Below are 24,193 nucleotides of genomic sequence, written 5' to 3' on the forward strand. Positions count from 1 at the left end.
CGGGTACCTCAGGCACTTCCGGCACCTCGGGCACCTCCTCCACCCCGCTCGGCAACGTCCTCACTCAGGGCGGCAACTTGATCACGGCCGTTGGAACGGTCGTCGCCGACACAGGCGTGAAGGTCTCCGGCACGGCAGCGCCCGGCGTCAACGGCGCGACCACCACGGACCTCGGCAACGCCATCACCGATGTCGGCAACGGCGTCCGGACACTCGGCTACGGCACGGCGAACGGTCTCGGCACGCTCGGCAGCGCGGCCAACCCGCTCGGACCGACGCTGACCTCCAGCAGCGGCGTGGTCCATGACGTCGGCGCGTCGGTCACCAAGCTAGGCGGCGTCGTGACGAGCCTCGGCAGCGGCCCTCTCGCACCGCTCGCGCCCGTCACGGCAGCGCTGGGCACGACGGTCGTCGGCGGCGCCGGCGACCTGGTCATCAAGGTTGCAGGCGGCCTGAATCAGGTGCTGACCAATGCCCCCGTCCAACAGATCGAAACCCAGGTCAGCACGGTCATCAACCCGATCACGCTCGCCGTGTCGGACACGACCCGGACCGTCGGCAACGTCACCGGCCTCGGCGTGCCGCTGAACGATGTGCTCACCACGCTTGGCAACGGAATCGGTGCGCTCGGCGCGAAAGTGACAGGCTCGACCAACGATCAGGTCGGCAAGGACCTGGGCGGGGTCGTCACGCAACTGGGCCGGACCGTCACCGCGACGGGCGGACTCTTCACCGGCGCCACCACCAACCCGATCGGGCCGATCACGGGCCTGCCGATCACGATCACCGGTTCGCTGACCGGGTCCCTCGGCATCAACCTCGGCATGGGTGGATGGGGTAGCGGCGGCGGGCTCGGCGGCATCCTCAGTGGCCTAGGCGGCATCGGTGGTGCCGGAGGCAGTGGTGGCCCTGGCGGTGTTGGTGGACTCGGCGGCATCCTCGGTGGACTGGGCGGCGTCGGTGGTGCCGGAGGCCCCGGTGGCCCTGGCGGTGCCGGCGGACTCGGCGGCATCCTCGGCGGCCTGGGCGGCGTCGGTAGTGCCGGAGGCAGCGGTGGCCCTGGCGGTGCCGGCGGACTGGGCGGCATCCTCGGCGGCCCGAGCGGCGTCGGTAGTGCCGGAGGCAGCGGCGGCCCTGGCGGTGCCGGCGTGCTCGGCGGTATCCTCGGTGGACTGGGCGGCGCGGTCGGTGTCGGCGGCGGCGCTGGAGGTGCTGGCGGCACTGCCGGCGGACTCGGCGGCATCCTGCAACCGCTGACGGGCGTCGTCGGCAACCTCGGCGGAGCCGGCGGCCCGCCGGCCGCGGGCGGCCTGCTGTCGCCGCTGACCAACCTGCTCGGCAAACCCGCCGCACCCGGCGGCGCGATAGGCGGCCCGCTGGCCCCCGTCGGCGCGCTGGTCGGCGCGCTCGTCGGCGGCGGCGCGCCCGGCGGCCCCGCATGCACGCCCACCTCGCCCGTCCCCGGCCTGATCACCGGCCTGACCGGCGGCGCGACAGGCAGCGGCTCGAACGGCGGCGCGGCCAACGCCGGCCCGCTCGCACCGCTCACGAACCTGCTCGGAGGGCTGCTCGGCGGCGGCACGCCCGGCAAGTAACGCAAGTCGGCAGCACACGGCCGGGCACTGACCAATCACCACGCCCGGCCGCGCTCTCCAATGTCACGATACGAGGCTGACATGAATTCGACCTTCCCCGGCGCGGCGGCAACGCCCGCTCGCCCGCCGCGCTCCGCCACGCCATTCACGGTCGGCCTGGCGGGAATCGCCGCCGGTCTGTTCACGCTCTGGATCCTGCGCGGCACGACGCTCGACGGCGCTGCGCGCGCCACCGCCGCCTGCATCGCGATCATCGCGACGATCGGCGCCTACGAGCTGTTCGTCGCGCGCGTCCACCTGCGCCCGAGCGCGGGCCTCGCCCAACGCGCGGTGCGCCCGCTCGACCTCGCGCGCGTCGCCGTGCGGCTCGTCGCGCTCGGCTCGGTCTACGCCGGCATCGCGCTGCTCTACTGGCTGCTGCCCGAATATCACGGCGCGTTCTATACGCCGTTCTGGTCGCTCGCCGGCACGCTCGCCCCGTATCTCGCGATCGGCGCGCCGTTCTACTTCGCGTGGATGGATACGCGCCAGCGCGACGTCGACGACGCCTACCTGGCCTGGGGCCGGCTGCTGCTGCGCGGCGAACGCCCGGCCAGCTGGCAGCCGATCCGCGAGATGCTCGCGGGCTGGATGGTGAAGGCGTTCTTCCTGCCGCTGATGGTCACCTATCTGTCGACCGACGCCGATCATCTCGGCGCGTCGCTCGACACCGCGCTCGGCGCGCCGATGTCGCTCGCGACGTTCCGCTTCATGTACGACCTGTCGTTCACGATGGACCTGATGTTCGGCACGGTCGGCTATCTGTGCACGTTCCGGATCCTCGACAGCCACGTGCGCACCGTCGAGCCGACCACCCTCGGCTGGCTCGCCGCGCTGATCTGCTACCAGCCGTTCTGGTCGCTGATCTCGAACCAGTACATCCACTACGAAGGCTCGATGTTCTGGGACAACTGGCTGCTCGGCGTCCCGGCGATCCGCGTGCTGTGGGGCGTGACGATCGTCGCGCTGCTCCTGATCTACGCGTTGTCGACGATCTCGTTCGGCCTGCGTTTCTCGAACCTGACCAACCGCGGCATCATCACGTCCGGGCCTTACCGCTTCACGAAGCATCCGGCCTATGTCTCGAAGAACCTGTCGTACTGGATGGTGTCGGTGCCGTTCATCGAACCGCTCGGCTGGCGCATCGCGGTGATGCACACGGTCGCGCTGATCGCGGTGAACCTGCTGTACTTCCTGCGCGCGAAGACCGAGGAGCGCCACCTGATGCGCGACCCCGACTATCGCGCCTACGCGGAGTGGATCGCGCAGCATGGCCTGTTCGCGACGCTGGCGCGTCGCCTCGGGCTGCAGCGCGCCGCCTGAGAGCCCCCGGCACGGCGCGCCGACGCATGGCGCGCGCGCGCCGGCCCCGGCATAATGTCCGCTGCGCCGCCGGGCTCCGGCGGCATCTTCATCAGCGGAGCAGCCGAATGTACGCGTACAAGACGATCGAATCCCCGGTCGGCCGATTGAAACTCGTGGCGAACGGCGAGCGGCTCGCCGCCGTGCGCTGGGAGCACGAACGAGATGCGCGCGCGCCGTCCGGCGGGATGATCGAGATGCCCGACCATCCCGTGCTCCTCGAAACCGAGCGCCAACTCGTCGAATACTTCGCAGGCCAAAGAACCTCGTTCGATCTTCCGCTCGACTTCGCCGGCACGCCGTTCCAGAAGAAGGTCTGGGAAGCGCTGCTGACGATCCCCTTCGGCGAGACCCGCAGCTACCTCGAGATCGCCGAACAGATCGGCAACAAGAAGGCCGTGCGCGCGGTCGGCGCGGCGAACGGCGCGAACCCGATCCCGATCATCGCACCCTGTCATCGCGTGATCGGCGCATCGGGCGAGCTGACGGGTTTCGGCGGCGGCCTGCGCAACAAGCACCTGCTGCTGTCGCTCGAAGCGCGCCAGGATTCGCTGTTCCCGCTCGACTGAACGCACGCCGCGACGTCGGCAAATTCCACCGCAAGACCCGGAGTGCGGCCCGGGCCGGCCCGCACTACATTCGCCTCATCGCGTCGAACCCAGGAGCGCCACGATGATGCCGGTCACCCATCCATCCCGCGCCGCCGCGCGTCGCGGCCAATGAGCGCGGTCGCTTCCGCGCGCCGCGCCGCGCCGCTCGCGCAGCGCGTCGATCAACACGATTGGGCGGACATCGAGCAGTCGCTCGACCGCTATGGCTGCGCGCGCTTGCCGCAACTCGTCACGCCGGCGGAATGCGCGGCGCTCGCCGCGCTGTATCCGCTCGACGCGCCCTATCGCGCCCGCATCGTGATGGCCCGCCACAACTTCGGGCGCGGCGAATACAAATACTTCGCCTATCCGCTGCCCGAGCCGATCGGCGCGCTGCGCGACGCGCTTTATCCGCATCTCGTGCCGATCGCGAACCGCTGGCAGGCCGCGCTGCGCAGCACGATCCGCTATCCGGCGCGGCACGCCGAATTCCTCGCCCGCTGCCACGGCGCGGGGCAACTGCGCCCCACGCCGCTGATCCTGCGCTACGAGGCGGGCGACTACAACTGCCTGCACCAGGACCTGTACGGCGAGCATGTGTTCCCGTTGCAGGTCGCGATCCTGCTGTCGGAGCCGGGCCGGGATTTCAGCGGCGGCGAATTCGTGATGACGGAGCAGCGGCCGCGCATGCAGTCGCGCGTCGAGGTGGTGCCGCTCGCGCGCGGCGATGCCGTCGTGTTCACCGTCAATCACCGGCCGGTCGAGGGCGCGCGCGGCCCATACCGGGTCAACATGCGGCACGGCGTGAGCCGCCTGACGGCGGGCGTGCGCCATACGCTCGGCCTGATCTTTCACGACGCGCTGTAGCCCACGGGAATTCGACCGCAAGCCCCGGAGTGCGGCCGGCGACCCGACGTCCTACAGTGCGGATCATCAGGACGTTCCACTTCACGAGACCCAAGCCATGACACACGAACCCGCTGTTTCCCCTCCGGACCCGGTACGCTACGCGATCGGTCCGTGCTCGCTCGGGCGCGTGCTGGTGGCCGAAACCGATCGCGGCGTCTGCGCGATCCTGCTCGGCGCCGGCGACGCCGCGCTGAGCGCCGAGTTGCGCACCCGCTTTCCGCACGCCGGCGCGTCGTCGGACGCGGGGCTCGCGGAACGGCTCGCGCGCGCCGCCCAGCTCGTCGATCATCCGGGCGATGCGCCGAGGTTCCCGCTCGATCCTCACGGCAGCGCCTTCGAGCGACGCGTCTGGGACGCGCTGCGCGGCATCGCGCCGGGCGTCACCACGACCTACGGCGAGATCGCGCGCACGCTCGGCGATCCGCGCGCGGCGCGGGACGTCGCCGAGGCATGCGCGGCCAACATGCTCGCGATCGCCGTGCCGTGCCATCGCGTGATCAAGCGCGACGGCACGCTGTCGGGTTATCGTTGGGGCTTTCAGCGCAAGCGCGAGCTGCTCCGGCGCGAAGCCGAGCAATATGCGCCGCGGGCGCTGATCTGAGCGTGCGCGCGCCGGCCCGCGACGCGCCGAATCCGCCCGCCCCGCGCGACGACGCGCACGAGGCCGGCCTGGCCGCCTGCCTCGCGCGCCGCGACGCGGCGGGCTGGCGGGTCCGCGCGGACGGACGGCTGGCGTTGCACTTGCCGGACGGCGCGCGTTTCCTGATCGACGCGGATACGATCACGCGTCTCGAATGAATCCATACGATGAAGCTGTTCCTGTACGACCAGCCCACGCCCATCGGCACGCTCGTGATCGCGGCCGACGCGGCGGACCGCGTGCATGCCGCCGCGTTCGCCGAGCACGTGGACCGACTGCGCACGCGCCTGCTGCACGACGCGCCCGACCTCATGCTGCTGCCGGGCGCCGGTCCCGGCGCGGCCGGCGCGGCGTTCGAGCGCTACTTCGACGGCGCGCTCGACGCCTTGCACGAAATCGCCGTCGCGCCGGCCGGCACCCCGGGCCAACAGGCCGTCTGGGCTGCCGTGCGCGCGATTCCGGCAGGCGCGACCCGCACGTACGGCATGCTCGCCCGCGCGCTCGGCCGACCGAACGGCGCGCGCGGCGTCGGCGCGGCCAACGCCGCGAATCCGATCGCGATCCTGGTGCCCTGTCATCGGCTGGTCGGCCAGGACGGCTCGCTCAGGGGCTATGCCTGGGGCCTCGAGCGCAAGGCGTGGCTGCTTGCGCACGAACAGCGGCACGCGACGCCCCGCGACGCCGTTCCCGTCTCCCATTCCCCCCCATCTGCCGATTCATGACCGCTCACCCTTCCACGCTCTACCGGAAAGCCGCCCGCTTCCTGTCCGCGCTCGATGCCGACTGGGCCGCCCACATCGCGGCGACCGGCCCTTGCCTGCATGCCCCCAAGCCGGCGCGCGACCCTTATGAGGCGCTGGTGCGCGCAATCGCGTACCAGCAGCTGCACGCGCGCGCGGGCGACGCGATTCTCGCGCGCCTGCTCGCGCTGTTTCCGGATCAACCGTTCCCGACGCCCGCGCAGCTGGCCGCGACCGGATTCGACGCCCTGCGCGCCTGCGGCTTCTCTGCGACCAAGATCGCGACGATCCAGGGCATCGCGCACGCCGCGCTGTCGGGCGTCGTGCCCTCGCGCGAGACCGCGCTCGCGCTGCCCGACGACGCGCTGATCGCGCGGCTGACCACGCTGCGCGGCGTCGGCAAATGGACCGTGGAGATGTTCCTGATCTACACCCTGGAGCGGATGGACATCCTGCCCGTCGACGACTTCGGCGTGCGCGAGGGCTATCGCCGCCTCAAGGGACTGGCGGCGACGCCGACGCCGCGCGAACTGGCCGCGCTCGGGCGCGCCTGGAGCCCGTATCGCACGATCGCGGCATGGTATCTGTGGCGGCTGCCCGCCCGCTGACCCGTTCGAGGAATTCAACCGCAAGAGCCGGAGTGTGATCCGGCGCGCCGCTGCGTACAGTAGTACCGACTCGAACGATATGAGACCAGCATGATCAAGCTTAGAACGCCTTCACCGGCCAAGGGCAGCGCCGCCAGCGTCGTGGCCGATCCGCGCTGGGCCGCCGTGCTCGCGCGGGACCCGCGCGCCGACGACCAGTTCGTCTACGCGGTCAGGACCACCGGCGTCTACTGCCGGGCAAGCAGCACGTCGCGGATTCCGCGCCCGGAGAACGTCGAGTTCTTCGACACGCCGCAGGCCGCGGAGGCGGCGGGCTACCGCCCGAGCAAGCGGGCCGCGTCCGACCAGACCCGCATCGCCGAACACCATGCCGCGATCGTCGCGGACGCGTGCCGGCAGATCGAGACCGCCGAAGCCGAACCGGGGCTCACTGCGCTCGCGCGACACGCCGACATGAGCCCCTACCACTTCCATCGGGTCTTCAAGTCGGTGGCGGGCGTCACGCCGAAAGCGTATGCGCTCGCCCATCGCGCGAAGCGGCTGCGCGAACGTCTCGCGCAAAACGCGTCGGTGACCGACGCCATCTACGAGGCCGGCTTCAATTCGAACAGCCGCTTCTACGAGGCGTCGAACGGCGTGCTCGGCATGACGCCGTCCGATTTCCGCGCGGGCGGCGCGAACACCGACATCCATTTCGCGCTCGGCGAATGTTCGCTCGGCTCGATCCTCGTCGCGCAAAGCGAACGGGGGGTCTGCTCGATCCTGCTCGGCGACGATCCCGACGCGCTGCTGCGCGACCTGCAGGACCAGTTTCCGCACGCGAACCTGATTGGCGGCGACCCCGGCTACGAGACGCTGGTCGCCCGCGTCGTCGGCTTCATCGAGGAACCCGGAATCGGCCTCGACCTGCCGCTCGACGTGCGCGGCACGGCATTTCAGCAGCGCGTGTGGCAGGCGCTGCGCACGATCCCGGTCGGCACGACCGCCACCTACGCGGACATCGCCGCGAAGATCGGCGCGCCCAAGGCGGTGCGCGCGGTCGCGCAGGCCTGCGGCGCCAATCATCTCGCGGTGGCGATCCCGTGCCACCGGGTGATCCGCAGCGACGGCAACCTGTCCGGCTATCGCTGGGGCATCGAGCGCAAGCGCCAGTTGCTCGAACGGGAAGAACAGGTATGACGCGCCCTGCCGCGCGGGCCGGCACGGACGCGCCGCCGCTGCCCGAGGCCGCCGCGCTCGCCGCGGATCTCGATCGCGACGGCTACACGGTGATTCGCCGCTGGCTGACGCCCGAGGCCTGCGACAGGCTGCGTGCAACGGTCATGGACCCCGATCGCATCCTGCCCGAGGGCGGCGATCAGCGGACGGGACAGTACTGGCGCGATGCGCAGTTCACACCCGGCGCGCGGCTGCGCGAGGCGCTCTATACGGGGCTCGTGCCGCATGCACAACGCTGGCTCGACGCGCTGGGGACCGGCGCGACGCTGCCGCCCACGCTGGCGGGCTTCGAGGCGCGTTGCCGCGACGCCGGGCTGGGCGCGCCGCTGTCGTCGCTGTCGCGTCTCCGGTCGGGCGACGAAGCCGCACTGCAACACCGCGCCGACGACGCGCTCGCGTTCCCGCTGCAAGCCAGCGTGATGCTGTCGCGCGCGGGCCGCGACTATACGGGCGGCGAATTCGTGATGACGGAACAGCGCCCGCGCATGCAATCGCGCCCGGCCGCGTTCCTGCTCGACCAGGGCGACCTCGTGTTGTTCGCGAGCGGCACCCGGCCGTTCCGCGGCGCGCAGGGCGCCCATCGGGTCAATCTGCGGCACGGCGTCAGCGTCGTGCGGACGGGCGAGCGATGCGCGCTTGACCTCGTATTCCACGCCGCGCGCGACGCCGCCGCGACGCAGGACCGATGAGCCGCACCTGGCTGCTGCTCGGCCCGGACGGCCGGCCGTATCGCAGCGCGGTCCCCGGCACGCTGGGCGGACACCGGCGCGGCCGCATCTACGGTCGCCTCGACTGCCGCTCCGCGCGGCGCGCCCTCGCGCGCGGCGGCTATGCGAAGCAGCGCGTGTTCTTCCTCGACGAAGCCGCGGCGCGCGCCGCCGGATACCGGCCATGCGCGGTGTGCATGCCGGAACGATACGCACGCTGGAAAGAGGAACGATGAGCTTGCCGATGACGACCCTGCCGCCCGATTTCACGTCCGGCTCTATGCTCGCGCCCGAGGCGGCGACCTCTCCCGCTGCGCCCCTGTCCGCGCTCGACCGGCAGCGGCTGAGGCCGCAACCTCCCGGAGACCGCCCCCGCACAATCCGCATGTCGGAACGATAAGCAGGCTTGGTCCAGAAGATCGAACATGACGAGGTCTTCTTCAATTGAATCGACGACGCGCACCTCCATCCCGCCGAGCCGCGTGACGCCCGACGTCGATTCGCTCGCGCCGCGGCCCAGCACCTTCACGGGCCGCGCTGATCCGTGCGCGCGGCCTGCCGGGCCCGCGCCTGCGCGCCGCAGCGGATTTCAGCAGCACGTCACTGCCGCGTGGTCTGCGCGGCACGCCACTGCCGTGCGTCAGCGGAACCGGGGCGCTCGATCAGCTCGGCGGGCTGCGCGCGCTCGACCTGCTGCCCGGCGAACTCGACCCGGGGCGGCGCATCGCCGCGCGGCATCGGACCGGCGCGTATCTGCCGCCACGGGTGCGGTTGAGCGTCGCGCCGCGGCAAGCACGCATGAAGCAGCGGCGCGCAGCCGCGACCATCATTTGCCGGAGTGATGACACCCGCCTTTTTCTGCGGATTTGACCGGGGCCGGCGGCGGCGACAACCTAAGGCCGCACTGCCGCGAAGACGGCATGCGCCGTCTCCCCCTTCAGAGTCCGCCATGTATCCGACCGACACCGTGCAATCCCCGAGCGCCGCCCGGCCGCTCGTCGACCGGCAGCTTCGCCGGATCGTCATCGCTTCTGTCGCCGGCAACGCGATGGAGTGGTACGACTTCTTCGTGTACGGTACGGCCGCGGCGCTCGTGTTCGGCCACGTGTTCTTCCCGCCCGGCGCATCGCCGCTTGCCGGCAGCCTCGCCGCGTTCGCGGCGTTCGCGCTCGGCTTCGTCGCGCGGCCGCTCGGCGGAGTCGTGTTCGGCCATGTCGGCGATCGCTACGGGCGCAAGGTGTCGCTCGTGTGGACGCTACTGATCATGGGCGCGTCGACCTTCGCGATCGGCCTGCTGCCGACCTACGGGCAGGTCGGCCTGTGGGCGCCCGCGGCGCTCGTCGCGCTGCGCCTGCTGCAAGGCATCGCGTCCGGCGGCGAATGGGGCGGCGGCGTGCTGATGATCAGCGAGAACGCGCCGCCCGAACAGCGCGGCTATTACGCCGCGTGGAGCCAGCTCGGCGTGGGCGGCGGCTTCGTGCTGTCGTCGGCCGCGTTTCTCGCCGCGCAGGCGCTGCCGGACGACGCTTTCCGCGCGTGGGGCTGGCGGCTGCCGTTCCTCGCGAGCGTCGCCCTCTTCGCGATCGGCATCTACATCCGCCGCCATCTGCCGGAAAGCCGCGACTTCGAGCAGGCCGGCAAGCACGGCGCGCACGCGCATCTGCCGATCGTCGCGTGCCTGCGCCGCCATCCGAAGGCAATCCTGATTGCGATGGGGCTGCGCGTGGCCGAAAACGGCGGCGCATACATTTTCCTCGCGTTTTCGCTCGTCTACGGCAAATACGTCGGAATCCAGAACGACGTGATGCTGACCGGCGTGATGATCGCGATGATCGTCGAGATGGGTGCGATGCTCGCGTGGGGTCGGCTGTCCGACCGGATCGGTCGCAAGCCGGTGTACCTGATCGGCGCGCTCAGCCTCGTCGCGTGCGCGTTTCCGTTCTTCTGGCTGCTCGACACGCGCGCGACGCCGTTCGTGTGGCTCGCGCTCACGGTCGGCACGGCCGTCAGCCACGGCGCAATGATCGGCACGCTGCCCGCGCTCGTCGGCGAGCTGTTCAGCACCGAGGTGCGCTATTCGGGCGTCGCGCTCGGCCATGAAGTCGCGTCGATCTTCGCGGGCGGCATGTCGCCGCTGATCGCGACCGCGCTGCTCGCGCGCCATCAGGCGTCGTGGCCCGTGTCGCTGTTCCTCGTCGCGCTCGGCCTCGTCACCGTCGCGACGCTGTGCGCGATGCGCGAGACGCGGATCGTGGATGAGGCTCACGCCGCCCCGGCTGCCGACGCGGCGTGACCATGACGCCTCGATTCGCGCGAGCGGGCCATTCCCGGCGCGTGCGGCCGTTCCCGCCCGCCGCGCCGACGCGCCGACTAGCCGCCGCTTCCCCGCCGCGCGCCGTCGAACACCGGCGCAAGCCCGAGATGATCGAGCAGCCGCGCGAATTCGCCGAGCCGCTGCCGCATGTAGGCGGGCACGTCGACCTCCGCATAATCGTGGAAACCAGCGCCCGTGCGCACGCCATCACGCCCGGCTTCCATGTTGCGCACGACGCTGTCGGCCGGCGCGAAGCGCGGGCCGATCTCGCCGGCCAGATACATCGATGCGTAATACAGGATGTCGCAGCCGCCCCAGTCGATGAATTCCAGCAGCCCGAGCACCGCGAAGCGCGGGCCGAAGCCGGTGCGGATCGCCGTGTCGATGTCCGCTGCGCTCGCGACGCCCTCCTCGACCATCCGCGCGGCCTCGTTCATCGCGAGCGCCTGGATGCGCGGCACGATATAGCCAGGCGCCGGCCCGCAGATCACCGGCTGCTTGCCGACGCGCGCCAGCAGCGCGGCGAGCGCGTCGACGATGGCTCGATCCGTCGCAGCGCCGCGGCTGATCTCGACGAGCGGCATCAACAGCGCGGGATTCAGCCAGTGCGCGTTCAGCATCCGTTCGGGATGCGCGACATGGCGCTGCAACTCGGTGACGACGAAGGTCGACGTCGTCGATGCAATCGTTGCGCGCGCATCGACAGTCACGCCGAGCCAACGCAGCGCGTCGGCTTTCGCGTCGAGCACTTCGGGCAGGGCCTCGAATACGATGTCGGCATCGCGCACCGCATCCGCCGCGCCGTCCCGCGCGATGAGCGCAATGCGCGCGACGACGGCGTCGGCCTGCGCGGCGTCGATGCGGCCGAGCACGATCTGCGCGTGCAGCGGCCGCGCGATCTCGTCGTGCGTGCGCGCCGCGAATGCGCGCCATCCGGCCGCGTCGCGCGGCTTGAAGTCGACCAGCGTCACGTCGAGCCCCGCGAACGCGAACACGAGCGCGATCCCCTGCCCCATGCGCCCCGCGCCGAGCACGTGCACGCGCGTCACCTCGGTGGCCGCGATCATGCCGCGCACCCTGCGTCGAGCAGCGCGCGCAGCGCGTCGCGCGACAGCGCCGCCAGCCCGAGCCCCTCCAGCGTGCGGCCTTCCGCATACAGGTCGCGCGCTACGACCGCGCTCGCGATGCTCAGCAGCCCCTGCGCAACCGGCGTCGGCACGCCAGCCCAGCGCCCGCACGACACGACGAGCGACAGCCCGAGCCGGGTGTCCTCGAGCATGTAGCGATGCGTGCGCAAATCGATCTTCTCGCGCCAGTCGCCGCTATCGGTCAGCCTGCCGTGCGCGCCGCGCCCGTACATCCATTCGTCACCGTCGGCCGCGTAGTGATCCGCGAGCGGGAAATGCGGCGAGCGGTAGCCGAGCGCCTCGCGCACCGCGATGCGTTCGGCGTCGAGCGCGTTCGTCACGCGGCGGATCGCCGGTTGCGTGCCTTCGTTGTGGATGTCCCACGCGTCGAAGTGTTCGAGCGGCCCGGCGTTCATCAGGATCAGCGGCGGGTGGATCACCGGCCCCGCGTTCATCAACGCGGCGGACAATGCGTCCTCGACCGGCTCGACCGACGGATAGCCCGCGCGCAGCACGTCGAATGCCCAGCCGGCCGCGTGTGCCGGAAACACGCCGGTCGGCAGGCGCGTCGCATACGCGCTGATCACGACTTCATTGTCGCCATGCCTGCGCACCAGATACGGCAGCGTACCCGTCTCGGCGAACGCGATGCGCGAGCGATTGCCGGCGTCGGCCGCCGCACGCGCGAACACGAAGCTGCCGAATGTGCCGGGCGGCAGGAACACGACCTGATCGTCCTCCAGCAGCGGCGCGACCTGCGCGGCGAGCGCGTCGTGCGAGGTGGCCGGCAGCGGCGCCACGACGAGCCGCGCACCGTGCAGCGCCGCCGCGAGATCGCCGGTCAGGCGAATCGCGCCGGGCGCTTCGCCGAGCGGAACCGCCCGCTTGCCGCGATAGTCGGTCACGTTCAATACGCCGAGTTCGCGCAGCCGCGCATGCGGCTCGCGATCGCGCCGCCACCACGTCACGTCGTGCCCCTTCTCGAACAGATCGATGGCCGCCGCATGGCAGCCGTGGCCTCCGCCCAGTACACATACCTTCATCGTCGTCTCCCGGTGAATGAGTGCTTCCGAGACTACGCGGCGGCGTGCACCGCGTCGCTTCAAAACGCGCAACGACGCGCCCGTTCGCGCAACGCAATCGCAGCCCGGCACGTGCGCCGCCCGCGCATGCCGTCGCCCCCACGCATCCGACCCGAGGTCCACGAATGGATATCGCCCTTTCCCGCCATGCACCGAACCGGCTCGGCGCGCTGCGGGCGCCCGACGAAGTCGAACGCGCGGTCGCGCACCGGCTCGGGCCGCACCGGATGGCCGCGCGCGGCTGCGATCCGTTTCGCGCTGAACTGTACGAAGTGCCGCTGCATCACGGTACGCTGCTCGAACTCTGCTACGGCCGCGAAACGCGTATCGACTTCGGCGACGACGCCGCGCATTTCCTGTTCAGGCTGACGCTCGCGGGCACGTACGAATTGCAGGCCGGCGCCGTCGTCGCGCGCGCCGGCCCCGGCGAGCTGACCGTGTCGTCGCCCGCGCTCGCGAGCCGCCTGAGCACGAGCCCCGATTGCCGCAACCTCGTGCTGCGGCTCGAGCGCGGCGCGCTCGAGCGCAAGCTCCAGGACATGCTGCACGCGACGCTCGCCCGGCCGCTGACGTTCGAACTCACGGCCGGCGGCGCCGGCGCCGCGCTCGTGCCGCCGACATTCGAGTATCTGTGCCGGCTGGGCGCGCAGCCGGGCATCGGCGCAACCGCCTCCGGCGCCGATCTGAGCACGTGGCTGATGTCGCTGTTGCTCACGCACCTGTCGCATTCGTACAGCGACGCGCTCGCGCGCGGCACGCCGCCGCTGCCGACGCACGTGCGCCGCGCGTGCGACCACGTCGACGCGCATCTCGGCGAACCGCTCGCGCTCGCCGCGCTGGCGGCCGTCGCGGGCGTCGCGCCGCGCACGCTGCAGCACGCGTTCCGCGCGTTCCTGCACACCACGCCGGCCGCCTACGTGCGCGAACGCCGGCTCGCCGCCGCGCACGCGGCTCTGCAACGCGGCGACGCGCGCAGCGTGACCGATGTGCTGATCGCGCACGGCATCCACGGCTTCGGTCATTTCGCGAAGGCGTATGCGCGGCGTTACGGCCACGCGCCTTCCGTCACCGCGAGGACACCACGATGACGCATCCCTCGACCGGCCGTCACGCGGCCCCGGCCCGCGCCGACCCCGCGCCGCACGACGGCGACGCGCCCGATGGCCTGCGCGTGCAGGATCTCGATCTCAATCTGCTGAAAACGTTTCGCGCGGTGTACGAGGAACGGCATGTCGGCCGCGCGGCGCAGCGGCTCGGCGTCACGCAGCCGTCGGTCAGCCACGCGCTCGGCCGGCTGCGGCTGATGTTTCGCGACGCGCTGTTCGTGCGCACCGGCACCGGCGTCGAGCCGACGCCTCGCGCGCAGCGGCTCGCGCTGTCGGTCGACAAGGCGCTCGCGATCCTGCAGGACGTGCTCGACGAGGGCTCGCGCTTCGTGCCCGACAGCACGCAACGCGTGTTCCGCCTGCACATGAGCGATTTCGCGGCGAGCGCGTTCCTGCCGACGATGCTCGCCGAATTCGACCGCCGCGCGCCGGGCGCGGTGATCGAGACGCTGCATGTCGACGAATGCCAACTCAATGTCGCGCTCGAATCGGGGCGCATCGATTTCGCGCTCGGGCACTTCGCCGACGCATCGAGCCACTTCCAGCGCGCCGCGCTGCTGCACGAGCGCTGCGTGCTGTTGATGCCGCGCCGTACCGCACGGCGCGCCGCGCTGTCCGACGATTTCGTGCTCGACGGCACGGTGCCCGACGCGCTGCGCTTTCTCGCGATCACGTCGCATCCGCAATCGATGCAGTTGCTGGAACGGCACGGGCTGATGCCGCGCGTGCGCGCGGCGCTGCCAGATTTCATGGTGGTGCCCGCGCTGCTGCGCGACGGCGACTACGCGCTGATCCTGCCGGAGACCGTCGCGATCACGTTCGCGGCGCGGCAACCGTGCGCGCTGTACGAGATCGCCGACGCCGGCGAATGGGCCGTCAACGCGTACTGGCACCGGCGCTTCGACGCGGATCCCGGCCATCGTTGGCTGCGCGCGCTGCTGCTCGAACTGTTCAGCATCGGCCGGCGGGCGCCATTCGATGCATGGCTCGCGCCGCAACTGCCCGCCCGTGCCTAGCCGCGCGGGCCGGCCCGCGCGACCGGAACGATCAGAACGATCAGAACGACATCAGGATGCCGGCGACGATCGAGCTGGCCGTCGCGCCTGGCTTCGCGAGCGCGACGCCGCCGCCCGCCGCGCCGTTGACGACGAAGCGCGCATGCGCGCCGTTGCGCACCATCGCCGCGCCCGTGTACAGCACCGTGCGCTTCGACAGCGGATAGTCGAAGCGCACGCCGTACGAATCGGCGTCGCCTTCGCTATCGGCGACTTTCCGGTAATGGCCGACGCTCAGCAACAGCGACGCGCGCCCGATCGGCACCGTCGCGCTGAGTTCCATGATGTCGCTGTGCGGATACGCGCTCCGGCTGTCGATCGCCGTCGCGACGTCGGGGCCGCCGCGATGGCGCATGTACAGCGCGGAAACCTTCACGACGTCGAAATCGTAGGACACCGCGCCGAGCGTGTAATTGCCGTTCGCGGCCGGACTTGCGTCGCCGAGCGTCGCGGCGGCGACCGGGCTGAACTTCTGCGTCATGTAATCGAGATCGACCGACAGGCCGCCGCGCACGTAGTTGAGTCCCGCGCCGTAGGTATCGCCCAGCGTCGAAGGCTGCCCGGCCGCGCCGTTGGCGCCGCGCGCAGCCATCGCGCGCAGCATGAAGCCTGCGTGGCGCGGCGACGTGTAGCGCATCGAGTTGCGCACACGCAGGAACGCCGGCCCGACGAAATTGTCGGTCGCGTTGCCCCACGCGAGCCCCGCGCCGAGCCCAGGCAGGCTGTACGTGACGAGCGTCGTATGCAGGATCGTGTAGAGCTCGCCGATCTGCACGCCGCCGAACGGCCCCGTGACGCCGACCCACGCCTCGCGCCCGAACAACGCGCTGCTGCTGGAGAGCGCCCCGCTCGCGGCGTTGAAGCCGCCCTCGAGCTTGAAGATCGTCGCGTAGCCGCCGCCGAGATCCTCGACGCCCTTCAGCCCCCATTGCGACGCGAACAGGTTGCCGCTGCCCATACGCGCCACATGGTTCGGTCCGGCGTTCGCGTATTCGACAGCGGTGTCGATGCGGCCGTAAAGCGTCACGCTCGATTGCGCGGCGGCGGGCAGCGCGGCGCAGGCAAGGAGCGCGGCAAGCGGTGCGGCAAGCCGGTCGGCCCGCCTGTTCGGATGGTTCATCTTCGTCGTCCCGTGGAAATGCCGGCAGCTGTCAGCATCGCGCCGCCTGACTTGAAGCGCGTTCGCCTCGAAGGGCCAACATCGCCAATGAAAACCGGGCCGAGTCTAGGAACGACAATTTCGGAAGTCGACGCAATCCGCTCTATAACACTTATAGATGCACCGCATGATGCGCGCGCGGGCCGCCGCACGCGCGCTCCGCGGCGGCCCGCGCGCACGGCCTCGGTGTTTTCTTTACCTGGGTCGGTAAATGTCCGTGTGGCGCGGCTGTCACTCCGGATATGGCGGCCGGATTTGGCCGACTACGCTGCGTCTCCGATCGTGCCGCACGCACGCGTTCGCGCCGCGACGGCGCAGCCCGCGAGGCCGCCGTCGCGGCGTCCACCGCCCGCTCCTGGAGAATCCGCATGTCCGCACCCACGGCCCGCGCTGCCGACGGCAAGCGCTATACGTATGAATGGTATGTCGTCGTCATCTGCATGCTCGCGTACGTCTTCTCGTTCGTCGACCGCCAGGTGCTCGTGCTGATGATCGAGCCGATCAAGCGCGACCTATCCCTGTCCGACACGCAGTTCAGCCTGCTCAACGGTTTCGCGTTCTCACTGTTCTACGCGGTGATGGGGCTGCCCGTCGCGTATCTCGCCGACCGCTACGCGCGCCCGCGCATCATCTCGATCGGCATCGCGCTGTGGAGCGTCGCGACCGCCGCATGCGGGCTCAGCCAGCACTTCGTGCAGATGTTCGTCGCGCGGATGGGGGTGGGCATCGGCGAGGCGGCGCTGTCGCCCGGCGCGTATTCGATGCTCGCCGACTACTTCCCGAAGGAGAAGCTCGGGCGCGCGATCGCCGTATATTCGCTCGGCTCGTTCATCGGCGGCGGCATCGCGTTCCTGATCGGCGGCTACGTGATCGCGCTGCTCAAGCATGCGAGCGCGTTCACGCTGCCGGTGGTCGGACAGATTCACGCGTGGCAGGTCACCTTCCTGATCGTCGGCTTGCCCGGCCTGCTCGTCGCGCTGCTGTTCACCGCGACCGTGCGCGATCCACGGCGCAAAGGGCTCGCGCAGGATCGCTCGGGCACGGTGCGACGCGTGTCGATGGGCGATTCGCTGCGCTTCGTCGGCGCGCACCGCGCGACCTTCGCGTGCCACTACCTCGGCTTCTCGTTCTATGCGATGACGCTGTACTGCCTGCTGAGCTGGACGCCCGCGTTCTATATCCGCCGCTTCGGAATGACGGCGGTGGAGGCCGGCTACGCGCTCGGCAGCGTGCTGCTCGTCGCGAACACCGCCGGCGTGTTCTGCGGCGGCTGGCTCAACGACTGGCTGCTGCGTCGCGGCCGCACGGATGCGCCGATGCGCGCCGGCGCGATCGGCGCCGTCTGCATGACGGTTCCCGCCGCGCTGTTCACGCAGTTCGACCATCTACCGTCGTCGCTCGCGATGCTCGTCGTCGCGATGTTCTTCGCGTCGTTCCCGATGCCGACCTCGACCGCCGCGATGCAGACGCTCGCGCCGAACCAGATGCGCGCGCAAATCTCCGCACTGTTCCTGCTCGTCTCGAACCTGATCGCACTCGGGATCGGCACGACGGTCGTCGCGCTGTTCACCGATCGCGTGTTCGGCACGCCCGCGGCGGTCGGTCACTCAATGACGATCGTCAACCTCGCGGCGGCCACGCTCGCCGCGCTGCTGCTGGCCATCGGATGCCGCCGGTACCGGCTCAGCCTCGATCGCGAACGCGGCCACGCAGCCGCGGCCGGACAACCGGCGGCCGGCCACGGCGAGGCGATCGCCGCATCCGGCTCCGCCTTGCGCTGACTCGATCTTGCCCGACCATCATCCACCGGGCTGATTTCAGCATGGATTTTTTATCGATTTGATTTATGCTGAGTCGATCCCTATTCTCGATCGCATCACGGCGCGGCGGCACTCGCCGCGCCGGTTTTCCTCGTACCCCACGGAATCATCCATGCAAGCGAACCGCCACCAAGTCCGGATCGACGCGCTGATCGACGCGGCACAGGACATCCGCTGTTTCCGGGTTTCGCGCGTAGACGGCCGGCCGTTCGACGCGTACGAACCAGGCGCCCATATCGACGTCACCGCGCCGTCGGGCGTCACGCGCCAATATTCGCTGTGCGGCGACCCGGACGAGCGCGGCAGCTATCTGTTCGCGGTCAAGAAGGAAGCGCGGTCGCGCGGCGGCTCGCGGTCGCTGCACGACGACGCAACGATCGGCGCCGAGTTGTCGATCAGTGCGCCGCGCAACCTGTTCCGGCTCGCGGCAAGCGCCAGCGAGCACGTGCTGATCGCGGCCGGCATCGGCATCACTCCGCTGCTGTCGATGGCGTACGCACTGCACCGGCGCGGCGCTCGCCACCGGTTGCACTATTTCGCGCGCAGCCGCGAGCATGCGGCCTTCGTCGACGCGCTGTCGGCCGAACCATTTGCGTCGCACGTGACGTTCCACTACGCCGTAGAGCCCGACGCGCTCGCGGCCCGGCTCGGCCGCTGCGTCGACGCGATCGATGCGGAGGCGCACGTCTACACGTGCGGCCCGGGGCCGTTCATGGATGCGGTCGTCGCGGCGGCCGCGACGCGCTTACCGGAAGACTCGATCCACCTCGAGCGCTTCGCCGCCGAACCGGCGGCGTCCGGAGCCGACGCGGCCGACGGCTTCGAAGTGCGCCTGCAACGCAGCGGCCGGACGGTGCGCGTCGCGCCCGACACGTCGATCGTCGACGCGCTCGCGCAGATCGGCATCGAAGTCGATACGTCGTGCGGCGAAGGCGTGTGCGGCACCTGCATGGTATCCGTCGTCGACGGCGAGCCCGACCATCGCGACCATTGCCTCAGCAAGGCGGAACGGGCGAGCAACACGGTGATCTGCTGCTGCGTGTCGCGCGCGCGCTCGCCGGTGCTCGTCCTCGATCTCTGATGCGCCGCGACGCACGGCGTCGTACCGCGCAGTCGCACGCTCACGCACCGTCGAAACGCGCGACGATCCCGGCCAGCAGTTCCCGCATCCACGCGATGCCTTCATCCTCGTGAAAATGCGCGTGCCAGTGCATCGTCACCGGCGCGGGCGGCAGCGTCACGGGCAGGTCGTAGAGCCGGAACCCGTTGTCGCGGTTCAGGATGCGCGCGAGCCGCTTCGGCAGCGTCGCGTAGAGATCCGTGACCGACAGCACGCTCGGCAGTGCGACGAAGTGCGGCACCTCGAGCGCGATATTGCGCCCCACGCCCTGCACGCGCAGCGCATCGTCGAGCGCGTGGTGGCTGTGCTCGACCGACTTCACGTTGACGTGCGCCGCGCGCACGAACTGCTCGAGGCTCAGCGCGCCGCCCGCCGGCAGGCCGCGCCGGCGGCCCGTCATGCATGCGTAGGTTTCCTCGAACAGCACCTGATGACACGTGCGCGGCATCAGCTCCGGCAGGTTGCCGATGGCGAAGTCGAGCCGGCTCGCGCGCAACGCCTCCTCGATCTCCTCGACCGGCAGCGGCTGCACGCTCAGCGTCACGCGCGGCGCGTGCGCGCGCAGCGCCTGGCAGATCGCGGGCAGATACGCCATCTCGCCGGCATCCGACAGCGACAGCCGGAACGTGCGCGTGCTGACCGCCGGATCGAAGCGCTCCGCGTAGCGCAGCGCGACGCGCACCATGTCGAGCGCCTTGCCGACGATGCCCGCGAGTTCGAGCGCGACCGGCGTCGGCTGCATGCCCGCGCGCGTGCGCACGAACAGCGGATCGTCGAACAGCGTGCGCAGCCGGCCAAGCGAATAGCTGACGGCCGGCTGCGACAGCGCGAGCCGCTCGCCGGCCCTGGTCAGGCTGCGCTCCTCGACGATCGCCTGGAACACCCGCAGCAGGTTCAGATCGAGATGATCGATCGATGTCATCGCCGGCTCCTTCATTTGCCAAATTTATTTAGCAGTCGATTTTAGATCAATTTGACGGATATATCACCGGAGGCGAGACTGCTTCCCGAACCCGGACGCCGCGCACGGCACGGCCCGATTCCACGACTCTTTCCCCACGACGACGATGAGCGACCTTCCCTACCAGACGATCGACACCCGCGCGCTGCACGGTCTCGCGCAGTCCGACCGCATCGCGCCCGCGATGTATCACGATCCCGCGCTGTTCGAGACGGAGCTCGAACGCATCTTCTACCGCACCTGGATCTGGGTCGCACACGAGAGCGAGTTGCCGAACCCGGGCGACTTCGTCACGACGACGATCGGCCGCCAGCCGGTGATCGTCGTGCGCGACAGGACCGGCGGGATCAACGTGCTGCAGAACCGCTGCCGCCATCGCGGCGCGACCGTCTGCGAAGCGCACAAGGGCAACACGAAGAGTTTCACGTGCCCGTACCACAGCTGGTCGTACGCGCTCGACGGCACGCTGCGCGCGCTGCCTTACGGCGACGGCTACGAAGGCGTGTGCGAGAAAGGCGACCTGCCGCTCGTGAAGCTGCGGGTCGGCATGTACCAGGGGCTGATCTTCGCGAGCTTCGACGACGACGTCGAACCGCTCGACGATTTCCTCGGCGGCGCGAAGCCGTGGATCGACCTGTTCATGAAGCAGGGCGCCGGCTATCCGGTCAAGGCGAACGGCGAGCACAAGTTCAAATTCAAGGGCAACTGGAAGATCCAGCTCGAGAACACGACGGATCTCTACCACTTCCCGGTCGTGCACAAGTCGTGGATGAAGTCGATCGACGACGAGACGGCCGCCGCGATCACCCGCTTCATGACCAGCGAGGACGCGTTCTGCCGCGGGCTCGGCAACGGCCACAGCCTGGCTGTGCTGATGCCCGGTCTGATCGACCTCGACGAGGACGACGGTGCGCCGCTGCCCGAGCGTTTCGCGCCGCTCGCGGCGACGCTCGCCGAGCGCCACGCGCCGGACGCAGTGCGTCGCATCGTGCGCTCGTTGATGGGCGTTGGCTTCAACCTGAACCTGTTCCCGAACCTCGCGCTGTCGATGGCGTTCTTCCGCGTGCTGCGGCCGATCTCCGCGAACGAGACCGAGATTCGCCACGTCGCACTCGCAATGGACGGCGGCCCTGACGAAGCGAACCGCGAGCGGCTGCGCATCCACGAGCACTTCCAGGGCCCGTTCGGCTTCGGCAGCCCCGACGACGCGGAAGCGTGGGAGCGCGTGCAGCGCGGCGCGCATGCCGGCCCCGACGTGGCGATCCTCGTGAACCGCGGGCTGAACCGCGAAACGACCGCCGCGAACGGCGAAAAGACCGCGCATGCGACCGACGAAACCGGCATGCGCGAGGCTTACCGGCAATGGCGCAAGCTGATGGAGCAACAATGATGGACGACCGCAACATCCTTTTCTCTCAGCAGACCTTCGCCCGCGCGGTGGAATTCGTGTGGCGCGAAGCCGAACTGCTCGACCGCCGCGACTACCGCGCGTGGCTCGACCTGTGGGAACCGGCCGGCCATTACGTGGTGCCGATCGATCCCGACGCAACCGACTTCGCGGCGACGCTCAACTACGTGTTCGACGATCGCGACATGCGCGAGAAGCGCGTGCAGCGGATGCTGTCCGGCTATTCGGCGTCGGCGTCCGACGCGGCGCGCACGGTGCGCACCGTGTCGCGCTTCACGCTGGAAAGCAGCACCATCGACGCCGTCGAACTCAAATCGGCGCAGGTCGTCGTCGCGTACAAGCGCGGCGCCGCGACGCTGTTCGCGGCCGACGTCACGCACCGGCTGCGCGTCGACGCGGACGGCGAGATGCGGATCGCAGAGAAAGTCGTGCGCCTGATCGACTCGACCGAAGCGCTCAGCGCGATCGGCTTCCTGCTGTAAGCGCACGCGGTTTCGCCGCCGGGCCGCCGGCGCGATCGCCGCCGCTTGACGGCGGCGGCGAAACCGCGGCCGCGCCCCCTATCCTTTCCCGACGACCATGCCCACACTCGAAGTTTTCCTGCCGGCCGGCCACGGCGATGCCCGCAAGGCCGCGCTGATCGCCGGCCTCACCGGCGCGACGGTCGACGCGATCGGCGCGCCGGCCGAATCGATCCGCATCCTGCTCAGCGAATTGCCGGCGGCCCACATCGGGCTCGGCGGCCGCGGCGCGGCGGACGGCGCGCCGCCGCCGCCGCCCGTGATCGTCGCGATCCTGATCGCCGGCCGCACCGACGCGCAGAAGTGCGCACTGATCGCCGCGCTGTCCGACGTCGCCGCCGGCGTGCTCGATGCGCCGCTGCACGCGACGCGCGTGATGATCAAGGACATTCCGAACACCGATTTCGGCATCGGCGGCCAGACCGCGCGGGCGCTCGGACGCTGATCGTGCGCCCCGTGCGTGCCCGCCCACCGATACGCGCCGGCCGCCGGACGGCCGGGCGATCCCACGTTCGCCTGCGCCGCGACACTCGCTAAGACCGGTGCGCGTCGGGGGTTGCTTCGGCGAGCGGCAACGTCACGCGGCAGTCGAGCCCGCCGCCGCCGGCAGGACTCGCGCCGATCCGCCCGCCATGGCGCGTGACGATGCTCTTGCACAGCGACAGCCCGATCCCGTTGCCGCCGGCCTTCGACGACGAGAAGCCATCGAACAGCCGGCCGTGCGCGCCGTCGGCAATGCCCGGACCGTTGTCGATCGCACGCAGCTCGGCCTGCCCGCCGACGGCTGCCGTGCCGAGCATCAGCGCGCGCGACGTGCGCTCGCAGCCGGCGAACGCCTCGATCGCGTTGAACGCGAGATTCAGGATCACCTGCCCGATCAGCACGCGCTCGCAGCGGATCGGCAGCGGCGCGTCCGCCTGCGCGATCGCGACCGTCACGCCGGCTTCCTTCGCGCGCAGCTCGATGAAGTACGCAGCGTCGGCGACGATGTCGCGCAGGTCCGCGACCACGACGACGGGCTCGCGCTTCACGATGAATTCGCGCACGCTCTTGATGATGAGCGCCGCGTGTTCCGCCTGCCGGTCAGCGCTGCGCAGCCCCCAGATTGCGTCGTCCACCGCGCCGCGCGCGTTCAGCCGCCGCACCGCGCCCCCGATGAAGTTGCGCACCGCCGCGAGCGGCTGGCTCAGCTCGTGCGCGATCACCGTCGCCATCTCGCCCATCGCGTTGTAGCGGCCCGCGTATTCGAGCATCCGCGCTTCGGCGCGCCGCGCATCCTCGATCGCGACTTCGGCGCTCACGTCGCGAAACTGCACGAGCAGGCCGCCCAGATCGCCTTCGATCTCGACCTGCCGGCACAGAATGCGCAGCCAGCACAACGCGCCGTCGCGCCGCGCGATCCGGTAGCGCTGCGGATCGGAGGGGCACGCCGACGGCGCGGCGCGAAGCTGCATGGCGAGCCGGTCGCGGTCGGCCCCGGCGCAGTAGTCGAGCAGCGCGCCGGGCGCGTCGTCCGGCGCAAGCCCGAGCACGCGCCGCCCCGACTCGCTGATGAACTGCACGCCGCCATGCGGCGTCGCGACCGCGATGCCTTCGTCGAGGTCCTGCATGAACTCGCGCAACCGCGCCTCGTAGCGGCGCAACTGCTGGCGGATCGCCTCCTCCGCGCTGATGTCGCGAAACTGCACCATCACGACGTCGCGCCCGTGCAGCGGCACATAGGTCGCGATCGCCTCCGACAACATGTCGACGCCCGCGCGCGACCGGTAGCACCACTCGTACACCTGCGGCCCGTCGACGATCGCCCGATCCATCGCGCCCACGCCGATCTCGCGGCGGTACTTCGGTCCGGGGCGCGTCATGTCCGGCGCCTTCAGCGGCAACAGCTCCTCGACGGAAAAGCCGAGCGCGATGCACGCGGCGCGGTTCGCCCATACGATCGCCTTCGTCCGGGCATCGTGCAGCAGCACGCAGATCGTCAGTGCATCGAGCAGGCGGTGGAAATCGTCTTCGTCGGGAAAGCTCATGATCGGCGTCGGATGAGGACGCGCGACGTCGCGCGGCCGGCATCTCAACATAGCACCGGCGCGCGCGGATCGCATCTGAAGATTT

Annotated in this window: 23 protein-coding genes and 1 pseudogene; 19 read left to right on the plus strand and 5 right to left on the minus strand. The window is 70.4% G+C overall.

What is annotated here, in order from left to right:
- From AC1RQF_RS20365 to AC1RQF_RS20420, 12 genes and pseudogenes are all read left to right on the plus strand, one after another.
- Positions 1 to 1,595, plus strand: a 1,595-nt coding sequence (locus tag AC1RQF_RS20365; RefSeq protein WP_492872819.1) for a collagen-like triple helix repeat-containing protein, incomplete at its 5' end; no start/stop codon positions are given.
- Between the two features lie 81 nt (positions 1,596 to 1,676).
- Positions 1,677 to 2,957, plus strand: coding sequence for an isoprenylcysteine carboxylmethyltransferase family protein (locus tag AC1RQF_RS20370; RefSeq protein ID WP_273996871.1), 1,281 nt, complete (start codon positions 1,677 to 1,679; stop codon positions 2,955 to 2,957).
- 107 nt (positions 2,958 to 3,064) lie between these two features.
- A pseudogene (locus AC1RQF_RS20375) lies at positions 3,065 to 3,550 on the plus strand (methylated-DNA--[protein]-cysteine S-methyltransferase); the annotation flags it as partial.
- A 165-nt stretch (positions 3,551 to 3,715) separates the two neighbouring features.
- Complete coding sequence (locus AC1RQF_RS20380; RefSeq protein ID WP_492872820.1) at positions 3,716 to 4,453, plus strand: 2OG-Fe(II) oxygenase; 738 nt, start codon at positions 3,716 to 3,718, stop codon at positions 4,451 to 4,453.
- A 97-nt stretch (positions 4,454 to 4,550) separates the two neighbouring features.
- Positions 4,551 to 5,096 carry a methylated-DNA--[protein]-cysteine S-methyltransferase gene (locus AC1RQF_RS20385; RefSeq protein ID WP_492872821.1) on the plus strand — a complete coding sequence of 182 codons (546 nt, stop codon included), beginning with the start codon at positions 4,551 to 4,553 and terminating at the stop codon, positions 5,094 to 5,096.
- A gap of 2 nt (positions 5,097 to 5,098) precedes the next feature.
- Entirely contained in the window at positions 5,099 to 5,293 is a 195-nt protein-coding gene (locus AC1RQF_RS20390; RefSeq protein ID WP_273996875.1) for a hypothetical protein, read from the plus strand.
- 9 nt (positions 5,294 to 5,302) lie between these two features.
- Positions 5,303 to 5,857 carry a methylated-DNA--[protein]-cysteine S-methyltransferase gene (locus AC1RQF_RS20395; RefSeq protein ID WP_273996877.1) on the plus strand — a complete coding sequence of 185 codons (555 nt, stop codon included), beginning with the start codon at positions 5,303 to 5,305 and terminating at the stop codon, positions 5,855 to 5,857.
- Positions 5,854 to 6,483, plus strand: coding sequence for a DNA-3-methyladenine glycosylase family protein (locus AC1RQF_RS20400; RefSeq protein WP_273996878.1), 630 nt, complete (start codon positions 5,854 to 5,856; stop codon positions 6,481 to 6,483). Before AC1RQF_RS20395 ends, AC1RQF_RS20400 begins: the two co-directional genes overlap by 4 nt.
- A gap of 90 nt (positions 6,484 to 6,573) precedes the next feature.
- Positions 6,574 to 7,662 (plus strand): bifunctional DNA-binding transcriptional regulator/O6-methylguanine-DNA methyltransferase Ada, encoded by a 1,089-nt coding sequence (gene ada / locus AC1RQF_RS20405; RefSeq protein WP_273996879.1) that lies wholly within the window; start codon positions 6,574 to 6,576, stop codon positions 7,660 to 7,662.
- Positions 7,659 to 8,390 (plus strand): 2OG-Fe(II) oxygenase, encoded by a 732-nt coding sequence (locus tag AC1RQF_RS20410; protein WP_492872822.1) that lies wholly within the window; start codon positions 7,659 to 7,661, stop codon positions 8,388 to 8,390. Before ada ends, AC1RQF_RS20410 begins: the two co-directional genes overlap by 4 nt.
- The gene (locus AC1RQF_RS20415; RefSeq protein ID WP_273996881.1) at positions 8,387 to 8,644 is read left to right on the plus strand and encodes an Ada metal-binding domain-containing protein; all 258 of its coding nucleotides are present in this window, start codon (positions 8,387 to 8,389) and stop codon (positions 8,642 to 8,644) included. The genes AC1RQF_RS20410 and AC1RQF_RS20415 overlap by 4 nt, the downstream gene beginning before the upstream one ends.
- Before the next feature lie 713 nt (positions 8,645 to 9,357).
- Positions 9,358 to 10,701, plus strand: a complete 1,344-nt coding sequence (locus AC1RQF_RS20420; RefSeq protein WP_273996884.1) for an MFS transporter — start codon at positions 9,358 to 9,360, stop codon at positions 10,699 to 10,701.
- A gap of 77 nt (positions 10,702 to 10,778) precedes the next feature.
- Here AC1RQF_RS20420 and AC1RQF_RS20425 read toward each other — a convergent pair whose 3' ends face one another.
- Together AC1RQF_RS20425 and AC1RQF_RS20430 are read right to left on the minus strand one after the other, a co-directional pair.
- Entirely contained in the window at positions 10,779 to 11,789 is a 1,011-nt protein-coding gene (locus tag AC1RQF_RS20425) for a 3-hydroxybutyryl-CoA dehydrogenase (RefSeq protein ID WP_492872823.1), read from the minus strand.
- On the minus strand, positions 11,786 to 12,892 hold the full coding sequence (locus tag AC1RQF_RS20430) for an NAD/NADP octopine/nopaline dehydrogenase family protein (protein ID WP_492872824.1): 1,107 nt from the start codon (positions 12,890 to 12,892) through the stop codon (positions 11,786 to 11,788). Before AC1RQF_RS20430 ends, AC1RQF_RS20425 begins: the two co-directional genes overlap by 4 nt.
- Positions 12,893 to 13,056: 164 nt before the next feature.
- On the opposite strand from AC1RQF_RS20430, the gene AC1RQF_RS20435 reads away from it, so the two are divergent.
- Positions 13,057 to 14,019, plus strand: a complete 963-nt coding sequence (locus tag AC1RQF_RS20435; RefSeq protein WP_492872825.1) for an AraC family transcriptional regulator — start codon at positions 13,057 to 13,059, stop codon at positions 14,017 to 14,019.
- Positions 14,016 to 15,053 carry a LysR family transcriptional regulator gene (locus AC1RQF_RS20440; RefSeq protein WP_492872826.1) on the plus strand — a complete coding sequence of 346 codons (1,038 nt, stop codon included), beginning with the start codon at positions 14,016 to 14,018 and terminating at the stop codon, positions 15,051 to 15,053. Before AC1RQF_RS20435 ends, AC1RQF_RS20440 begins: the two co-directional genes overlap by 4 nt.
- A 40-nt stretch (positions 15,054 to 15,093) precedes the next feature.
- Here the strand turns inward: AC1RQF_RS20440 and AC1RQF_RS20445 are convergent, their stop codons facing one another.
- Complete coding sequence (locus tag AC1RQF_RS20445; protein WP_492872827.1) at positions 15,094 to 16,212, minus strand: porin; 1,119 nt, start codon at positions 16,210 to 16,212, stop codon at positions 15,094 to 15,096.
- A gap of 407 nt (positions 16,213 to 16,619) precedes the next feature.
- Between AC1RQF_RS20445 and AC1RQF_RS20450 the strand changes: the two genes are divergently transcribed.
- Positions 16,620 to 18,032, plus strand: a complete 1,413-nt coding sequence (locus tag AC1RQF_RS20450) for a spinster family MFS transporter (protein WP_492872828.1) — start codon at positions 16,620 to 16,622, stop codon at positions 18,030 to 18,032.
- 151 nt (positions 18,033 to 18,183) lie between these two features.
- Positions 18,184 to 19,152: a PDR/VanB family oxidoreductase gene (locus AC1RQF_RS20455; protein ID WP_273996892.1), complete on the plus strand. Its 969-nt coding sequence runs from the start codon at positions 18,184 to 18,186 to the stop codon at positions 19,150 to 19,152.
- Positions 19,153 to 19,192: 40 nt separating this feature from the next.
- On the opposite strand, the gene AC1RQF_RS20460 is transcribed toward AC1RQF_RS20455, so the two are convergent.
- The gene (locus AC1RQF_RS20460) at positions 19,193 to 20,113 is read right to left on the minus strand and encodes a LysR family transcriptional regulator (protein ID WP_273996893.1); all 921 of its coding nucleotides are present in this window, start codon (positions 20,111 to 20,113) and stop codon (positions 19,193 to 19,195) included.
- A gap of 145 nt (positions 20,114 to 20,258) precedes the next feature.
- Here AC1RQF_RS20460 and AC1RQF_RS20465 point away from each other — a divergent pair, with 145 nt between their 5' ends.
- The 3 genes from AC1RQF_RS20465 to AC1RQF_RS20475 all read left to right on the plus strand — a co-directional run bounded on the left by AC1RQF_RS20465 (position 20,259) and on the right by AC1RQF_RS20475 (position 22,526).
- On the plus strand, positions 20,259 to 21,542 hold the full coding sequence (locus tag AC1RQF_RS20465; RefSeq protein ID WP_492872829.1) for an aromatic ring-hydroxylating oxygenase subunit alpha: 1,284 nt from the start codon (positions 20,259 to 20,261) through the stop codon (positions 21,540 to 21,542).
- On the plus strand, positions 21,539 to 22,042 hold the full coding sequence (locus AC1RQF_RS20470) for an aromatic-ring-hydroxylating dioxygenase subunit beta (protein ID WP_492872830.1): 504 nt from the start codon (positions 21,539 to 21,541) through the stop codon (positions 22,040 to 22,042). Before AC1RQF_RS20465 ends, AC1RQF_RS20470 begins: the two co-directional genes overlap by 4 nt.
- A 97-nt stretch (positions 22,043 to 22,139) precedes the next feature.
- Positions 22,140 to 22,526, plus strand: coding sequence for a tautomerase family protein (locus AC1RQF_RS20475; RefSeq protein WP_492872831.1), 387 nt, complete (start codon positions 22,140 to 22,142; stop codon positions 22,524 to 22,526).
- Between the two features lie 88 nt (positions 22,527 to 22,614).
- Here AC1RQF_RS20475 and AC1RQF_RS20480 read toward each other — a convergent pair whose 3' ends face one another.
- Entirely contained in the window at positions 22,615 to 24,183 is a 1,569-nt protein-coding gene (locus AC1RQF_RS20480) for a PAS domain-containing sensor histidine kinase (protein ID WP_492872832.1), read from the minus strand.
- Positions 24,184 to 24,193 lie beyond the last annotated feature (10 nt).

Source organism: Burkholderia sp. GW821-FHT14F03, from assembly GCF_058803765.1.

What these genes read in the sequence shown, in the direction of transcription:
- AC1RQF_RS20420 (WP_273996884.1), top strand. Translation starts at nt 9,358, where the DNA reads ATGTATCCGACCGACACCGTGCAATCCCCGAGCGCCGCCCGGCCGCTC.
- ada (WP_273996879.1), top strand. Translation starts at nt 6,574, where the DNA reads ATGATCAAGCTTAGAACGCCTTCACCGGCCAAGGGCAGCGCCGCCAGC.
- AC1RQF_RS20455 (WP_273996892.1), top strand. Translation starts at nt 18,184, where the DNA reads ATGCAAGCGAACCGCCACCAAGTCCGGATCGACGCGCTGATCGACGCG.
- AC1RQF_RS20480 (WP_492872832.1), bottom strand. Translation starts at nt 24,183, where the DNA reads ATGCGATCCGCGCGCGCCGGTGCTATGTTGAGATGCCGGCCGCGCGAC.
- AC1RQF_RS20395 (WP_273996877.1), top strand. Translation starts at nt 5,303, where the DNA reads ATGAAGCTGTTCCTGTACGACCAGCCCACGCCCATCGGCACGCTCGTG.
- AC1RQF_RS20380 (WP_492872820.1), top strand. Translation starts at nt 3,716, where the DNA reads ATGAGCGCGGTCGCTTCCGCGCGCCGCGCCGCGCCGCTCGCGCAGCGC.
- AC1RQF_RS20425 (WP_492872823.1), bottom strand. Translation starts at nt 11,789, where the DNA reads ATGATCGCGGCCACCGAGGTGACGCGCGTGCACGTGCTCGGCGCGGGG.
- AC1RQF_RS20385 (WP_492872821.1), top strand. Translation starts at nt 4,551, where the DNA reads ATGACACACGAACCCGCTGTTTCCCCTCCGGACCCGGTACGCTACGCG.
- AC1RQF_RS20435 (WP_492872825.1), top strand. Translation starts at nt 13,057, where the DNA reads ATGGATATCGCCCTTTCCCGCCATGCACCGAACCGGCTCGGCGCGCTG.
- AC1RQF_RS20415 (WP_273996881.1), top strand. Translation starts at nt 8,387, where the DNA reads ATGAGCCGCACCTGGCTGCTGCTCGGCCCGGACGGCCGGCCGTATCGC.
- AC1RQF_RS20465 (WP_492872829.1), top strand. Translation starts at nt 20,259, where the DNA reads ATGAGCGACCTTCCCTACCAGACGATCGACACCCGCGCGCTGCACGGT.
- AC1RQF_RS20400 (WP_273996878.1), top strand. Translation starts at nt 5,854, where the DNA reads ATGACCGCTCACCCTTCCACGCTCTACCGGAAAGCCGCCCGCTTCCTG.
- AC1RQF_RS20460 (WP_273996893.1), bottom strand. Translation starts at nt 20,113, where the DNA reads ATGACATCGATCGATCATCTCGATCTGAACCTGCTGCGGGTGTTCCAG.
- AC1RQF_RS20410 (WP_492872822.1), top strand. Translation starts at nt 7,659, where the DNA reads ATGACGCGCCCTGCCGCGCGGGCCGGCACGGACGCGCCGCCGCTGCCC.
- AC1RQF_RS20475 (WP_492872831.1), top strand. Translation starts at nt 22,140, where the DNA reads ATGCCCACACTCGAAGTTTTCCTGCCGGCCGGCCACGGCGATGCCCGC.
- AC1RQF_RS20445 (WP_492872827.1), bottom strand. Translation starts at nt 16,212, where the DNA reads ATGAACCATCCGAACAGGCGGGCCGACCGGCTTGCCGCACCGCTTGCC.
- AC1RQF_RS20370 (WP_273996871.1), top strand. Translation starts at nt 1,677, where the DNA reads ATGAATTCGACCTTCCCCGGCGCGGCGGCAACGCCCGCTCGCCCGCCG.
- AC1RQF_RS20450 (WP_492872828.1), top strand. Translation starts at nt 16,620, where the DNA reads ATGTCCGCACCCACGGCCCGCGCTGCCGACGGCAAGCGCTATACGTAT.
- AC1RQF_RS20440 (WP_492872826.1), top strand. Translation starts at nt 14,016, where the DNA reads ATGACGCATCCCTCGACCGGCCGTCACGCGGCCCCGGCCCGCGCCGAC.
- AC1RQF_RS20470 (WP_492872830.1), top strand. Translation starts at nt 21,539, where the DNA reads ATGATGGACGACCGCAACATCCTTTTCTCTCAGCAGACCTTCGCCCGC.
- AC1RQF_RS20430 (WP_492872824.1), bottom strand. Translation starts at nt 12,892, where the DNA reads ATGAAGGTATGTGTACTGGGCGGAGGCCACGGCTGCCATGCGGCGGCC.